The sequence below is a fragment of the Bacillus sp. N13C7 genome (assembly GCF_026790065.1).
Lineage (GTDB): Bacteria > Bacillota > Bacilli > Bacillales > Bacillaceae > Bacillus.
The window spans coordinates 57,684-72,128 of record NZ_JALAMO010000006.1; the positions used below are offsets into that span (position 1 = coordinate 57,684).

Consider the following 14,445-nt stretch of genomic DNA (forward strand, 5'->3'; position numbering starts at 1 on the left):
ATAGAGCCTGCTTTTTAAATTGTAACGTATCTCCAATGCATAAAGTCTACTGATTTATGCTCCAATTCAAAACCTAACTTCTTTAAAATATTTTGTGAACCAAAATGATTATGTTCACATCTTGCTGTGATGTGGTTCACGGTATCTTGGCTTAATGCCCAGTTTATGATTTTTTGGGCAGCTTCAACACAATATCCTTTGCGGCGATGGCTTTTATTTGTTGCAAAACCGATTTCGATCACGCCATTTGTGTCCGGGTTGCCTAAAAACCCGGTTCCGCCAATAATTTCATTATTGTCCTTCTTTAAAATAATCCATGAATCAAATCCTTTTGTTCCATTGTTCAACTAATTTCTCACGGAAATAAGGGATGGCTTCAAAAAAATCAGAATTTGGCCATTCACCATTTGTTTCATAGCCCAGGTCTTTAATGGCTTGATGATCTCGTCTAGATGCAGCGTCTAGAAGGGGAGCATCAATCGTTTTTATTCGTAACCGATTCGTTTCAAGAAGAACCATACGTAATCCTCTTTTCTTTTTCTGGTAGTAATCGTAGCATACTACAACCTTGATTTGACTAAAAGCTCCAAGGACATACGGTTTATTTGAAATGAATCGCTTTATTGAAACTGTATGGCAATTGACAAAGTGAGATAATGCCAGCTATAAAACGGGCAGGAAAACGTGGTTCATGAAACGCTCCTACCCGTTTTTAAACATATTATCTTACCTTTTCGCAATCAGATAAAGCGATATGGCTCTTTGGGTTTGAACAGGATTATGGATGATAATCACCCATTGGTTTCTTCTCCTTGGAAAGCTTGCGATTGCATACAATGGAGCAGTATCCCGTGTAACAAACCCGCCGTTAATGACTTTGATATCACGACCCTCAAGATGACAAACAAGGTATTCACCAGGATCAATTACCTGTTGGCCAGTCCATGCGAAGGAATAAAAACCATCTCCGAGATCCTCGGAAGAAGATGGAGGGATAAAGCCGTCTACAGTCAGTGTGATTTCTCTTCTTCTCTGCCTTTCTGAAAAGTCTTGATGTCTTTGAGGGGTATAAGGATGTGTATAGGAAGGAATTAACGCAGGACCATAAAAATAATGATACAAAGCAACCACTCCTTATTTTTACATTCATACAAATTGTATGTGGGTGTATTTGGTTCATTCCTATTTTGTTGTAAGTTGACTAAGACTGGAACTGAAGGGGTGTGATGCTTAACTTCATGGTTTTATACCCGTTTTATTTGCTAAAGGGCAGTGCCTTGACTATGCAGGTCAGTAGAATCTGGCTGTCTCTGATGATAGAATTTATATGTTGATTGCTATAAGAAGACATACACAAATGCAGGTTTTTTGATAGTGGGGGAAAAGAGTATGGCGAAAAAAATGGCAAAAACAAATGCGGTTCGTTTGATAGAACAGCAGAACATCTCCTATGAGTTATTACGTTACAAAACAGAAGGCGGCCAGCCGGCAGATGGCATCTCTGTTTCAGAAAAAATTGGTTATCCTATGGAGCATGTATATAAAACATTGGTGACAACAGCAGGAGCAAATCATTATTACGTCTTTGTGATACCCGTTGCTGAGGAATTAGATCTAAAAAAGGCAGCAAAAGTAGCGGGGGAAAAGAAAATTGAAATGATTGCAATGAAGGAACTGTTAGGGGTAACTGGCTATATTCGCGGCGGCTGCTCACCAATTGGCATGAAAAAACTCTTCCCGACCTATATTGATGCAGCAGCTGAAACTCTTGATTATATCATTGTCAGTGCCGGAAAAATCGGCATGCAGCTAAAGGTAGCGCCACAAGATTTAGCGAAAGCATGCGATGCAGCATTTGCAGAAATTGTATAGATCCGCACGCAATGAATTATAAACGAAAAAGCTTAGTCGCCTAGACTAAGCTTATTTCTTGTTCTTCTTCATCTGCCATTATTCTTTTTCAATCATAATAAAAATCTAATTCACTTCATGAATCCTTTGCTTTTTGAACTTGACTGAGCAAATGAGCAAAAAAAGAGTTGCCAGAACAAATAGAAATGAAAGGATCATCAACATACTCATGACTGGATAATGTTTCGCAGAGTAGATAAAAAAATCAAGCTGTGAAATTTGCTTGGGGCTAGTAATGGTGTCAATTCCATTTAGGAGTTTTGACATTTTAGCAGTATAGTTCCAATCAAACCGATCTGAAATAAGTTCACTTCCTTGATACCAATTGACAGCAGCTAAAAAAAGAAAAACCATAAAAGAAAATCCAAGCTGTATGACTAAAAATGTCATTTTCATTTTAATAACCCCCAAATCTATGAATCTAGAAAAACTAAACAATATAACAGTAATATGGATGATTTTATAAAGGAAAATGTCTGTTTTTTTGTTTGCTTTTGGCTTATAATACCTGATAGTGGAAAAAGAGTTCAAGTTTATCGATTAGAGAACCGCATATATGTTATTGCCATTTTGCTTTTAACTTTGGCGAGCGCCCGAGAGTAAGCTGAGGGACGTACTTTATTCTCTATCAATTAAAACATGAAATGCGGACATGGTTTGTATCCGGCTGGACTTTATTTCATCATTTATGTTGTCTTTAAGTAATCGTTCGAGAAAGCGATGATATTCATGAACAAAGAAACCCTAAAATATATACTCACGATTTTCTCAATATGTGCAACCCTTCAGGAAACCGATCATATGCGTATTGCCCATAGCTGGATTTTGAGTGAAATCGTACGATTTTTAATTTGCACGGCTGTGTTTTTGATCATGACATTTCTATTAGATGCTGTTTTTCCAAACAAAAAAGAGTCACACTAATGTGTGGCTCTTTTTGCTTAACATCATCTCATCAATAACATCACAAATGAATCAATCATTATGATCAAAAACAACAGGCAAAAATAAATAAGCGAGTAGATAAACATATCCTTTGCCCACTTCACGTCATCGCCTGTTTTGAAGCCTTTGATGCTTTTTTTGATCCATATGCCCCCGAGAACCAAGGCAGCTAAGAAATAAAAAGGGCTTATCCGATCGGTTCCGAGAGAAAAAGGAAATAACAGCGTCACCGGGACAAGGACTGCAATATATTGAATCATTTTTATTTTCGTTACATGATTTCCTTTTACAACAGGCAAGAGCGGAACGCCCGCCGCCCGATATTCCTCTTTGCGCCTGATTCCAATCGCCCAAAAATGCGGGGGCTGCCATAGAAACATAATCGCGTACAACAGCACTGCCGTCATGCTGATGTCTCCAGTTACGGCACAATACCCCATCAATGGCGGCGCTGCTCCCGGAAAGCTCCCAATAAAGGTGCTCCACACAGAGGTTCGTTTTACCCATACCGTATAGATGATTGCATAAAAAGTAAAGGCGGCCAGTCCGAGAAAAGCTGTTAATGGATTGAGGGAATAGAGCATCGCAAGGCCAGCGATTCCTAAAATGGAGCCATACGTTAAGATCATAGCTGGCGGCATTTTCCCTGTGACTGAGGCCCTGCTGCGGGTGCGTGTCATTTTTGCATCTATATGGCGGTCAAAATAATTATTATAGACAGTGCCGGAAGCCATAACAAACGCGGTTCCGAGCATTGCCGTCACCATTGTCATCAAAAAAGCGATTCCTGTTAATGGTGTTTCTGCCCTGGCAAATGCGATCCAAAATCCGCCGAAGGCAGCTATTGAGTTTGATATGATAATGCCGGGTTTTGCAAGTTTGATAAAATCGTAAACTGTTACCCGGTTCGCAGGTTTTATGTATGACGTTTCAGATATAGCCGCAGAATCCCTTGTATTCTCCAAAAATAGACGCCTCCCCCAAAAACTGCATGCTTTTGTTATCGTAACAAGAGGGCTGTGAAAACGCAATTATTTCCTATATATGTCATAATATTGTCATTTTTAAAACAAAAAAATGGGGAGCTGGACTGCCCCCATTTCGGTAAACAAAGACTAGTATCCTCCGCCATATCCTCCGCCGTAACCGTACCACGGGTAGTAAGGCGGACGCGGATAAAACGGGAAGAACGGATAAAACGGTCTTGGATAATAATAAGGCGGATAAAATGGCGGTCTCGGGCGCGGATAATAATAAGGCTGTCTTTCATCATAAGGTGTAATTTGATCAAATGACTGTTCGTTTAAAGGATAATCCAAGAGGAAAACCTCCCTAACTTTTTTATTCTATTTACCATATTCTTGATGTGAAAGTTGGGTGTATGTACATTTGTGAATTCAATTTTTTTTATGGTGTAATCCTTGAAAAAGGATTGACAAGAACTTCTAAATCTCATAGTATTACAAATGTGAAATAAATGTTACTTTAATGTTACAAAAATATTTCTAAAAAGTTATGATTCTAACATTGATGCAGGATAAATCGAAACGGTTATGAAAGAAGGAATTTGTGTTGTTGGCAAAAAGAATCAAATGGTTTCATGTATTATTAGCAGTTGTATGTGTGGCGGGCCTTATCGGCTTTTTCCATAATTCATTACAAAAAGAAACGGTTATGAATAAAGTGAAAACGGATTCTCAGTATGGGAATGTAGAGATCGCAACGCTTGTGAATGACGGGAAAACTTTCAATTACGCGGTCAACTATCCAGTTTTCAAAAATAAAAAAATGGATGCAGTATTAAAGAGTTTTGCAGAGAAAGAGGTTCGCCAATTTCAGAAGGAAACAAAAGACGTGAATCAGGAGCATACGACAAAACGCAACGAATTAAATGTTGATTATCAAATTGTCCATTATGCCAAGCAGACAGTAGCGATTGTATTTACTGAATATAAATATATCGGCGGTGCAAACGGACAAACCGTGAAAAAAACGTTTAACTATGATTTTAGTAAGCAAGCTTTTCTATCAATTGATGATATTTTCAATGAGAATGCTGACTATTTACATAAGCTTTCGTTAATTGCCTATCATGAGCTGAAAAAAGATAAGGACATTGCTGCAGATGATGCGCTGTTAAAAGAAGGAACGGCACCGAAAAAAGAAAATTTTAGCCGCTTTGCCATTAAGGAAGATTATATCGAATTTTATTTTGATACATATCAGGTCGCAGCAGGCCATCTTGGAGAGCAATCGATTGCGATTAAGAAAAGCCTTTTGAAAGACATCGTAAAAGAACAATATATGGATAAAGCAAAAAACAAAAATAAAATCAAAGAACAAAAGCCAAAGCATGAAGTGATTTCCTTGCCCAAGGAGGAATCAGTTGATCCAAATCAAAAAGTCATTGCGCTTACTTTCGATGACGGCCCGAATCCTGCGACAACAAATCAGATTTTGGATTCCTTAAAGAAATATAAGGGCAATGCCACATTTTTTGTTTTGGGGAGCAGGGTTCAATATTATCCGGAAACACTAAAAAGAATGCTGAAAGAAGGAAATGAGGTGGGGAACCATTCATGGAGCCATCCGCTTCTCACAAGGCTTTCAGTGAAAGGAGCGTTAAAACAGATCAATGATACGCAAGACATCATTGAAAAAATAAGCGGATACCGCCCGACGCTTGTAAGACCTCCATACGGCGGCATTAATGATGAACTGCGGAGTCAATTGAAAATGGATGTCGCGTTATGGGATATTGATCCGGAAGATTGGAAAGACCGTAACAAAAAAACAATCGTTGACCGTGTCATGAGCCAGGCGGGAGATGGAAGAACCATTTTGATTCACGACATTTACCAAACCTCTGCTGATGCGGCCGATGAAATTATAAAAAAGCTCACCGATCAGGGCTATCAATTGGTGACGGTCTCTCAGCTTGAAGAGGTGAAAAAACAAAGAGAAGCGAATTAATACGAAAAGGCTGCCGCGGATATTGTCCGTCTGGACAGCCTTTTTTCTATTTAATAAGAGCCTGTGGTGGCCCAAACATTCAGATTCGGTCCTGAATACTTGCCGAAAGCGTAAGAAGTCCTTGGATCTAAATCATATACCATCGGTGTATAACAGGACTTTTGGCCGGCGACCGCTTTTCCGTTGCCGCCTGCAGAATCACAGTTATATCTCTTTCCATCCGTGTTCCGGGTAATCTCCGCATTAGCCTCAAAGCCCGTCGTCAAAGTGTTATTCATCGTGATTTTTGCCCAAGCCGTTTTACATGTACTGCTGAATTTGAGCTCGACCACTCCGATGACTTGATTATTGGCATTGACTAAGTTTGAAGATTTTTTTGTGGAGCCGCTGGACGCACAGTCATTGTAATAAGGGCTTTTTCCATCGTAGGCATGAGTTTCCGCATTGGCGGGTGCTCCTTTGACGGCAAAAACAAATACTGCTGCGAATAACACCAATGAAGCCTTCGTAAACAATCTTTTCATGTCCTTTGTCCTCCTTAATATGGCAAACAATAAATCATACGGAGGAACAATCAAAACATGCATGCTTTTTTGTGAACAATAAAGGCGGCCGGGAGGATGGAATTCTTGGCCGCCTATTGTGTGAGGTTAAGCTTTTACATCAATGGTTTGTCCAAGCGTTGGATGCTGAATCATCTTTAAGGTTTGATCTGCATTTTGCTGGGCGGTGTCCAACATTTTTTTCGTAAGTGCGATATTAACATTTTGGGCAAGCGATGCTTGATGCATCGCAACTGATAAAGCAGGAATATCCATCGTTCCACCTCCTATGCCTTACCTATCGGCGTCTTTGTATGATTTTACAGTGGAAAAAGGATTACTTTTCCCTGTTGACCCTTACGCTGCGGCATATCATATGTTTTTGACAGGAAGGGATCAGGATGAATCTTGTCATGGAAAAGACCTTTGAGCAATACGAAAAGCTGTTTTCAATGGAAGAACAGAAAAGAGAGGATGAATTTCGGTATACGATGATGAGGCCGTTTGAAAAGATGTGGAGCGCCATCCGAGTCCGCTGAAAGCAAAGGAGCCAAACGGCTATGATGTGATGATGGCTGTGAAAATGCTTGGTTATTTGGATGTCCGTGACGCTGAAACCGGGCAGAAAGCTCTAAAAATATTGAAGGAATCACATGCTGCAGAGACAGCTGAAACTGCGCTTCGGCAATGTATGCGTTTTGCTGAGCGGAAGCAACTAGGGTTGAATGCCGGCGAGATCAAATTCGGACTTTATATCGCTGATCCAAATAAGCTACAGCTGCAAAAAGGCTACTGCGGGTTTGGCGGGATACCGGGCTTTATTCATGTATGGATTGACCCGAACAGCTATAACCTGAAAAGGATTCCTTCAATTATTGCGCATGAGTTTCATCATAATTTACGGTTTTCGTATATTGATTTTCATCACGGCTCTGTGAGTGTCGGGGATTATCTTGTGATTGAAGGGTTGGCTGAGTCATTTGCCAGAGAGCTGTTTGGCGAGGAACAATTGGGTCCTTGGGTAACGCGTTTCGATCATGAGGATTTGCAATATTCCATTGATGTGATCAATGAGGTGCTGGATGTGAAAGGCTTTTCGGAAGTCAGCCGTTATATGTTTGGTGATCCAATTGCTAAAGAGCAGGGCTTTGAGCCTGCAGGATTATCGGCATTTGCGAGTTGCGGTTGGCTATCATGCCGTTCAGTCATTTATGGAGCAACAGCAAGTCACGATAAACGAGGCCACACGCTTAGATGCGGAGACTATTCTATCTCAGTGCGGGCTGTTTTCCAAATGAAAAAAGCGTCATCTAGCGGCGCTTTTTTCTTCCCAAAACAGCAGTTCTATGGCGGCACAGGCGGCTATTCCGATTGTATATGCTTCGATATCGCTCCATAAAAAACCGTACCCCAGTACAAGTCCGCCAAGAAAAGTGTCTCTGATCCGATCAATCCATTCAGCGTGATACAGCTGGCTGCATTCAATGACAAAACAGAAAGAAAGACTGATCATCCCCGATGTCATTGTCTTCAGTTTCCGAAATAGAAACCCGCATCCCGTAAAGATCATGGCGGCCCACAGCGAGTCTCCCAAATACATGTTGACGGTAGCTGGAAGAATGTTGGAGAACGCTCTAGATCCCAGCCCCAGCCCGATGACCAGTATGGTGAAAGCTGCATATATCCATCGATTTCGATTCATTAACAATTGATACCCCGTCTCGGTTGATCTCCCATGTATTGTAAGGAATATATCTTTTATTTGTCCAATAAAAAAGCGGCTGAACAGCCGCGAAAGGGTTTATTTTGCTTTTAGGTTTACATGGTCGGCGGTCTGGTCCGTGCCTATTACAAAATGGAGTTCATATTGGCCTGTATCATATACATAATCGATTTCATCGGTAAACGGAACAGTTAACACTCGATTCGCGGGACCTAATTCATTTCGCAGCACTTCCGGTGTCACCCCGCCTAAATTAAGCTGCCGCTCCACGCCGGTTCCAAAGTAGCGGATTTCTGAAATCGTCATGTCCTTATGATAGGAAAATCCGTAGCCCGGCTGCCCCATATTCCAGTGATATAAATCAAATCGATTGTCTCCCCCCACTGGTCTTTCCGGTTCCCCTAATGCTGCATGAACATCGCCTTTTGTGCTTTTGTTAATGGTCAGACCCTGCACCTGCTGAGGCATTTCTCCTGTGTAGGCGGTGTTGTAGAGATTTTTGACAAGCTCGGCGGCTGAGTGATTCGTATCTTCGGAGATCGTGCTTGTTTGCGTTGCTGCTTTTGCGGGAGTTGAGAAGGACGCCGCTCCAAAGCCGGAAAGAGTGCCTGTCAGTGCAGCTGCCGCGGTTAGAATAGACATTGTTTTTTTCATGTTAATCCCTCCTTTTTCATCTCGTTTCCCGGTGTTTATGCAATAAAACATGAGAGTGCGCTTTGTATGTTTTATTGATCACGCGCAAGGGAACAGAATTAGGTAATTCGGTATATAGAGCAAGAAAGGGGAATGGAGATGGCTGACAAGAAAAAAATCACTATAAACGGCGTTGAAATGGAAGCATCCGAAGAACAGACGGTGCTGCAGCTTTTAAATAACAGTTCAATTGAAGTGCCGCAAGTTTGCTATCATCCAAGCTTAGGGCCGATTGAAACATGCGATACGTGCATTGTCAGCATCAATGGCGAGCTGAAAAGATCGTGCTCCGCTGAGTTAAAGGATGGGGATGTCATTGACACGCTTTCGCCTGATGTAAAGAAAGCGCAGGTCATCGGGATGGACAAGATTTTATATAATCATGAGCTGTATTGTACAGTTTGCGATTACAACAACGGGGGATGCGAAATACATAATACGGTGAAGGAAATGAAAATCAATCACCAAAGCATCCCGTTTGATCACAAGCCCTACCATAAGGATGAATCCCATCCGTTTTACCGCTACGATCCGGACCAATGTATTTTGTGCGGCCGCTGTGTCGAAGCGTGCCAGGATGTTCAGGTAACTGAAACACTGACCATTGACTGGGAGCGGAAACGCCCGCGCGTCATTTGGGATAACGATGTGCCGATCAACGAGTCGTCATGTGTGTCATGCGGCCACTGTTCAACCGTCTGTCCATGCAACGCGATGATGGAAAAAGGAATGGAAGGGGAAGCCGGATATTTAACAGGCATCAATAATGAAACCCTGCGTCCGATGATCGAGATCACAAAAGGCGTAGAGACAGGTTACGGCTCGATTCTTGCCATTTCTGATATGGAATCGGCCATGCGTGATGAACGAATCAAAAAAACGAAAACCGTCTGCACGTATTGCGGCGTCGGCTGCAGCTTTGATGTCTGGACAAAGGGAAGAGACATTCTGAAAGTAGAGCCGCAGGAGGAGGCGCCAGCCAACGGTATTTCTACCTGTGTAAAAGGGAAGTTCGGCTGGGATTTCGTCAACAGTGAGGAACGCCTGACAAAGCCGCTGATCCGGGAAGGCGATCATTTCCGTGAAGCAGAGTGGGAGGAGGCGTTATCGCTGATCGCCAGCAAGTTCACCGAATTAAAAGATACCTTTGGTCCGGATTCACTTGCTTTTATTACATCGTCTAAATGTACAAACGAGGAATCCTATCTCATGCAAAAGCTGGCCAGAGGGATCATCGGCACAAATAATGTGGACAACTGCTCGCGCTATTGCCAATCTCCTGCGACTGCCGGCCTGTTCCGGACAGTGGGCTATGGCGGTGATTCAGGATCAATTACAGATATCGCGCAAGCGGATCTGGTTTTGATTATCGGTTCGAACACATCTGAGTCGCATCCGGTCTTGTCCACTCGGATTAAACGGGCTCATAAGCTGAGAGGGCAGAAAGTGATTGTCGCCGATATCAGAAAACACGAAATGGCAGAGCGCTCTGATTTATTTGTCCAGCCGCGTGCCGGATCAGATATCGTCTGGCTGAATGCGATCGCCAAATATTTAATTGAAAACGGCAAGGCCGATGAACGCTTTTTGCAGGAAAGAGTGAATGGCCGGGATGAATATGTAAAAAGCCTGGCGCCGTACACACTTGAATATGCCGAGGAGAAAACCGGAATCGATCAAGAAACCCTTATCCAAATGGCGGAGATGATTGGCCAAGCTGACAGTGTGTGCGCATTGTGGGCGATGGGCGTGACACAGCATATTGGCGGAAGCGACACGAGCACGGCAATCTCTAATCTGCTGCTTGTGACAGGAAACTACGGAAAACCGGGAGCGGGCTCATACCCATTGCGCGGCCATAACAACGTACAGGGAGCGAGTGACTTCGGAAGCATGCCTGACAGACTGCCGGGCTATGAAAAAGTGACGGACGAACAAGTCCGCCAAAAATACGAGCAGGCGTGGGGTGTGCCGCTGCCGAAGGAGCCGGGCATGACCAATCACGAGATGATTGAAAAAATCCATTCCGGCCAGTTGAAAGCAATGTATGTAAAAGGTGAAGAAATGGGACTGGTCGATTCCAATATTAATCATGTACATTCCGCCTTTGAAAAGCTTGATTTCTTTGTGGTGCAGGACATTTTCCTTTCACGTACAGCCGAGTTTGCTGATGTGGTTCTTCCAGCGAGCCCGAGCCTTGAAAAAGAGGGAACCTTTACAAACACAGAACGCCGGATTCAGCGTCTGTATCAGGTGTTTGAACCGCTGGGCCAATCAAAGCCTGACTGGCAGATTATTATGGAGGTTGCCAATAAGCTTGGCGCTGGCTGGCACTATGAGCACCCTGCTGACATTATGGAGGAAGCAGCCAAGCTGTCTCCGATTTATGCCGGCGTCACCTATGAACGGCTTGAAGGCTACAATTCCCTGCAATGGCCTGTAAGCGCTGATGGAAAGGATTCGCCTTTGCTCTTTACCGAGCGCTTTCCTTTCCCGGACGGAAAAGCCATTCTTTATCCTGTTCAGTGGACGGAGCCTGAAGAGTTCGGCGAGGAATATGATATCCATGTCAACAATGGGCGGCTCTTGGAGCACTTCCACGAGGGGAACCTGACCTACAAATCAAAAGGGATTTCCGAGAAAACACCGGAAGTGTTCCTAGAAATTTCTCCTGAGCTTGCGGCAGAAAGAGGGATTCAGGACGGAACCCTTGTCAGACTCACATCGCCTTTTGGAAATGTCAAAGTGAAGTGCTTGATCACTGATCGTGTCAAAGGGAAGGAAGTATACCTGCCCATGAATGATTCAGGGGAAGCGGCGATCAACCTGTTAACAGGCAGCCATGCCGATAAGGATACTGATACGCCTGCTTACAAAGAAACATCAGCCAAAATGGAAATTTTGAAGCGCGACGGGAACAATCCACTGCCTAAGATCAATCACCGCAATGGCAATCCGCAGCCGCAAATCGGTGTGCAGGTACAAAAGAAATGGGCGAGGAAGGATTATATTTTCCCTGGTGACGCCGTGAAAAGGGGGATTGGGCACCATGGCTAAAGCGATTAAACGAATTCAAAAAATCGAGGTAACCGAAGAGGATCAGCGAAAGCGTGATTTGAGGGAAATTGAAGATGCTCTAGTTGACCATAAAGAAGCGATTCTCGAAACCTTGCATATGCTCGGCCATATGAACGAGCGCGGCGTGCTGCCATTGCTGCGCGGCCTTTTTGGCCAAGGAGATAAAGTTCTTGACATCTTAGTGAAAAAGGCTGATACAGAGGAAACGGCCAACACATTGAAAAATCTATTGCTTCTGTTTGGAACCCTCGGCATGCTGGACGTGAAACAGCTGGAGCCTCTCATTTTGAAAGTGAATGCGGGAGTGGCAAACGCGGTGGAGCAGAAGGACAGGGAAGAAAAGACAGGGTATTTTGATATCATCCGTTCGCTCAAAGACCCGGAAATCAACAAATCAATTACACTGCTCTTTTCCTTTTTAAAAGGAATGGGACAAGATACAAAGGAGCTGGAACGCACGACGCAGCCTCCAGAACACCAAAAACATCATCAGGAACCCCGCGCAAAAAGGGGGATGAATAAGCGAGATTGACCACCCGCCCGAGCCGGCTTCAGCCAGCTCGGGTTTTTTGATGAAAAGGCCTAATGGACTAGTCGAAAATGTTCAAATACTAGAAATTAGTAAGTTTGTGATGAATGAGATAAAAATAATCGTTACTTTCTTACCTGTTAAGAAAAGGAAAAATCTGATTATAATAGAAATCGATTACTTTAGATGGGGGAACAGTCATGAAAAAAGTCTTATTACTACTGTTTGTCTTGACGATCGGGTTAGCGCTTTCTGCGTGCAGCCAATCGAGCGATGCGTCAGAGAAGGAAAAACCGAAAGAAAAAAAATCACAAGAAGAGCTTGAAAAGGAACTTGATAAGGAATTGAAAGAAGGCGGTGAGCCGAAGACCAAAAAAGATGATCAAATACATAAAATAGGAGAAACATTTAAAGCAGGACATACGAATTTTACAGTGAATAAAGTTGATAGAGTGCAAAAAGGTGAATATATGAATGTTGGCGGAGCTGTAAATGAGGAGACAAAAACAATAAAAGATGATGAGGAACGGCTTATTATAGAAGTTACGATGGAAAATATAGGGAAAGGTTCAATAAGCTACAATTTTATCGGGTTTGATTTAAGAGATAAGAATGATCAATCAGTGCGGCCTGTTTTTTCTATAGAAGAGAAGGGCAGAATCCTTATGGGAGGAACACTAGTATCGGGGAAAAAGGTTACAGGTGTACTCAGTTATGTCATCCCTAAAGGAGAACAGAAACATTACACACTGGTATATAATCCGTTTTTAGCTGATACAAATAGCAGTAATGCAGAAGAGAGAGTAAAGGACGATATTGATTACTTGGTGAAGTTAGATTAGAAGCTAATTTACAGTTGCACGTTTTCATCTGTGGAAAACGTGCATTTTTTATAGCGAAACTTGACTTGAAAGGATGAGTGATAAAAGTGCAAGTCAAATGGCTGGAACGGGCGCAGCGGATTCGGGCGATCGCACAGGCGGGGCTCGCTTTTTCCAAGGATGTGTATGACAGAGAAAGGTACGAAGAGCTGATGAGGATCAGCGCAGAAATGATGGCGGATTACTCAAAGACGGACATTGAAGTGGTCACTGATTTATGGAAAGGCGAGAAAGGCTATCCGACACCAAAAGCGGATGTTCGTGCCGCTGTATTCCGAGAGAATCAGATTTTGCTTGTCCGGGAGATACATGATGAGCTGTGGTCGCTGCCGGGCGGATTTTGCGAGATTGGTTTATCACCAGCTGAAAACGTAGTCAAGGAAATCAAAGAAGAGTCGGGGTACGATACAGAACCGTCTCGATTGCTGGCCGTACTGGACAGCCAAAAACACCCTCATCCGCCTCAGCCTTATCATTATTATAAAATCTTCATTGAATGCAGGATGACGGGCGGGCAGGGGGAAACAGGATTTGAGACGAACCATGCCGCTTTTTTTCCAGAAGACAGGCTCCCGCCGCTTTCTCCAAAACGAAACACACCCTCACAGCTCTGCATGCTGTTTGACTTTTTGCGCCATCCGGACAAAAAAGCGATATTTGACTAAGCAAAAAAAGAGCCCTAAAGGCTCTTTTTTTATAGCGCAATATGTTTTTCGTTGCCAAGTTTCAGAAGGGTCAAAATAGAATCGGCTTGTTTATGGCCGAGTTTTTGCTTTAATTTGTTTTCTTCAACTAATCGGCTGCCATAAATCTCGACAGAAGCCTTGTCGACGACAGTATGCCAGTTTTCCTGCTTTTTTCCCTCAACAAGCGGTTTTCCGTGTCTCTCAGAAAAAGAGAACACAAATAATACAAATGCAAGTGAAAGTAGGATGCCGACAACTTGTTTTTTGAAATTGGTCTGTGCTGCCATGTTGTTCTCTCCTTCACCTTTTACCTTCTATTTAATCATAGATCCAGCTTATTTTACATAATGGGAAAGTCATTTTTGGAGTTAGTGCATTTGGTTGAAAACAGGGATATTTTTTGAGCGGAGCGGTGTAATTGAATGCATATTGGATTTGTGTGCTTATGCCTAAGGTCACGTTGTGAGCCAAAACAGCAGTGCAG

14 protein-coding genes and 3 pseudogenes are annotated in these 14,445 nt (G+C 43.0%); 7 read left to right on the forward strand and 10 right to left on the reverse strand.

Annotation, left to right across the window (positions count from 1 at the left end; all coding sequences use genetic code 11):
- Positions 1-14: 14 nt before the first annotated feature.
- Positions 15-519, reverse strand: a pseudogene (locus tag MOB98_RS07020) (GNAT family N-acetyltransferase).
- A gap of 207 nt (positions 520-726) precedes the next feature.
- Positions 727-1,122 carry a hypothetical protein gene (locus MOB98_RS07025; protein WP_268358854.1) on the reverse strand — a complete coding sequence of 132 codons (396 nt, stop codon included), beginning with the start codon at positions 1,120-1,122 and terminating at the stop codon, positions 727-729.
- Positions 1,123-1,389: 267 nt separating this feature from the next.
- On the opposite strand from MOB98_RS07025, the gene ybaK reads away from it, so the two are divergent.
- Positions 1,390-1,872, forward strand: a complete 483-nt coding sequence (gene ybaK, locus MOB98_RS07030) for a Cys-tRNA(Pro) deacylase (RefSeq protein ID WP_268358853.1) — start codon at positions 1,390-1,392, stop codon at positions 1,870-1,872.
- A 105-nt stretch (positions 1,873-1,977) separates the two neighbouring features.
- On the opposite strand, the gene MOB98_RS07035 is transcribed toward ybaK, so the two are convergent.
- The 3 genes from MOB98_RS07035 to MOB98_RS07045 form a co-directional block, all read right to left on the reverse strand.
- Positions 1,978-2,307: a YjdJ family protein gene (locus MOB98_RS07035; RefSeq protein WP_268358851.1), complete on the reverse strand. Its 330-nt coding sequence runs from the start codon at positions 2,305-2,307 to the stop codon at positions 1,978-1,980.
- 551 nt (positions 2,308-2,858) lie between these two features.
- Positions 2,859-3,860: a heme o synthase gene (gene cyoE / locus MOB98_RS07040; RefSeq protein ID WP_268358855.1), complete on the reverse strand. Its 1,002-nt coding sequence runs from the start codon at positions 3,858-3,860 to the stop codon at positions 2,859-2,861.
- 111 nt (positions 3,861-3,971) lie between these two features.
- Positions 3,972-4,175: a spore coat protein gene (locus tag MOB98_RS07045; protein WP_268358850.1), complete on the reverse strand. Its 204-nt coding sequence runs from the start codon at positions 4,173-4,175 to the stop codon at positions 3,972-3,974.
- 253 nt (positions 4,176-4,428) lie between these two features.
- On the opposite strand from MOB98_RS07045, the gene MOB98_RS07050 reads away from it, so the two are divergent.
- Positions 4,429-5,829: a polysaccharide deacetylase family protein gene (locus MOB98_RS07050; protein ID WP_268358848.1), complete on the forward strand. Its 1,401-nt coding sequence runs from the start codon at positions 4,429-4,431 to the stop codon at positions 5,827-5,829.
- A 50-nt stretch (positions 5,830-5,879) separates the two neighbouring features.
- On the opposite strand, the gene MOB98_RS07055 is transcribed toward MOB98_RS07050, so the two are convergent.
- Both MOB98_RS07055 and MOB98_RS07060 read right to left on the reverse strand, forming a co-directional pair.
- On the reverse strand, positions 5,880-6,353 hold the full coding sequence (locus MOB98_RS07055) for a YjfA family protein (RefSeq protein ID WP_268358846.1): 474 nt from the start codon (positions 6,351-6,353) through the stop codon (positions 5,880-5,882).
- A gap of 126 nt (positions 6,354-6,479) precedes the next feature.
- Positions 6,480-6,647: a YjfB family protein gene (locus MOB98_RS07060; RefSeq protein ID WP_014476499.1), complete on the reverse strand. Its 168-nt coding sequence runs from the start codon at positions 6,645-6,647 to the stop codon at positions 6,480-6,482.
- Between the two features lie 125 nt (positions 6,648-6,772).
- On the opposite strand from MOB98_RS07060, the pseudogene MOB98_RS07065 reads away from it, so the two are divergent.
- Positions 6,773-7,669: pseudogene (locus MOB98_RS07065) on the forward strand (DUF2268 domain-containing protein).
- A gap of 12 nt (positions 7,670-7,681) precedes the next feature.
- Here the strand turns inward: MOB98_RS07065 and MOB98_RS07070 are convergent.
- Together MOB98_RS07070 and MOB98_RS07075 are read right to left on the reverse strand one after the other, a co-directional pair.
- A pseudogene (locus tag MOB98_RS07070) lies at positions 7,682-8,073 on the reverse strand (DUF2809 domain-containing protein).
- Positions 8,074-8,172: 99 nt separating this feature from the next.
- Positions 8,173-8,748: a YjgB family protein gene (locus MOB98_RS07075; RefSeq protein WP_268358843.1), complete on the reverse strand. Its 576-nt coding sequence runs from the start codon at positions 8,746-8,748 to the stop codon at positions 8,173-8,175.
- A 138-nt stretch (positions 8,749-8,886) separates the two neighbouring features.
- On the opposite strand from MOB98_RS07075, the gene fdhF reads away from it, so the two are divergent.
- The 4 genes from fdhF (at position 8,887) to MOB98_RS07095 (ending at position 13,940) form a co-directional block, all read left to right on the forward strand.
- The gene (fdhF, locus tag MOB98_RS07080) at positions 8,887-11,844 is read left to right on the forward strand and encodes a formate dehydrogenase subunit alpha (RefSeq protein ID WP_268358842.1); all 2,958 of its coding nucleotides are present in this window, start codon (positions 8,887-8,889) and stop codon (positions 11,842-11,844) included.
- Positions 11,837-12,397: a DUF1641 domain-containing protein gene (locus MOB98_RS07085; protein WP_268358840.1), complete on the forward strand. Its 561-nt coding sequence runs from the start codon at positions 11,837-11,839 to the stop codon at positions 12,395-12,397. The genes fdhF and MOB98_RS07085 overlap by 8 nt, the downstream gene beginning before the upstream one ends.
- 197 nt (positions 12,398-12,594) lie before the next feature.
- A complete protein-coding gene (locus tag MOB98_RS07090; RefSeq protein ID WP_268358839.1) occupies positions 12,595-13,236 on the forward strand; it encodes a DUF4352 domain-containing protein in 642 nt (213 codons plus the stop codon).
- 77 nt (positions 13,237-13,313) lie between these two features.
- Complete coding sequence (locus tag MOB98_RS07095) at positions 13,314-13,940, forward strand: NUDIX hydrolase (protein WP_268358838.1); 627 nt, start codon at positions 13,314-13,316, stop codon at positions 13,938-13,940.
- A gap of 29 nt (positions 13,941-13,969) precedes the next feature.
- Here MOB98_RS07095 and MOB98_RS07100 read toward each other — a convergent pair whose 3' ends face one another.
- Positions 13,970-14,248, reverse strand: a complete 279-nt coding sequence (locus tag MOB98_RS07100) for a hypothetical protein (RefSeq protein WP_268358836.1) — start codon at positions 14,246-14,248, stop codon at positions 13,970-13,972.
- Positions 14,249-14,445 lie beyond the last annotated feature (197 nt).

Excerpts from the sequence above, each read along its gene's own strand:
- MOB98_RS07055 (WP_268358846.1), bottom strand. The coding sequence starts at position 6,353 with ATGAAAAGATTGTTTACGAAGGCTTCATTGGTGTTATTCGCAGCAGTA.
- MOB98_RS07085 (WP_268358840.1), top strand. The coding sequence starts at position 11,837 with ATGGCTAAAGCGATTAAACGAATTCAAAAAATCGAGGTAACCGAAGAG.
- MOB98_RS07075 (WP_268358843.1), bottom strand. The coding sequence starts at position 8,748 with ATGAAAAAAACAATGTCTATTCTAACCGCGGCAGCTGCACTGACAGGC.
- ybaK (WP_268358853.1), top strand. The coding sequence starts at position 1,390 with ATGGCGAAAAAAATGGCAAAAACAAATGCGGTTCGTTTGATAGAACAG.
- MOB98_RS07035 (WP_268358851.1), bottom strand. The coding sequence starts at position 2,307 with ATGAAAATGACATTTTTAGTCATACAGCTTGGATTTTCTTTTATGGTT.
- MOB98_RS07100 (WP_268358836.1), bottom strand. The coding sequence starts at position 14,248 with ATGGCAGCACAGACCAATTTCAAAAAACAAGTTGTCGGCATCCTACTT.
- MOB98_RS07060 (WP_014476499.1), bottom strand. The coding sequence starts at position 6,647 with ATGGATATTCCTGCTTTATCAGTTGCGATGCATCAAGCATCGCTTGCC.
- MOB98_RS07090 (WP_268358839.1), top strand. The coding sequence starts at position 12,595 with ATGAAAAAAGTCTTATTACTACTGTTTGTCTTGACGATCGGGTTAGCG.
- fdhF (WP_268358842.1), top strand. The coding sequence starts at position 8,887 with ATGGCTGACAAGAAAAAAATCACTATAAACGGCGTTGAAATGGAAGCA.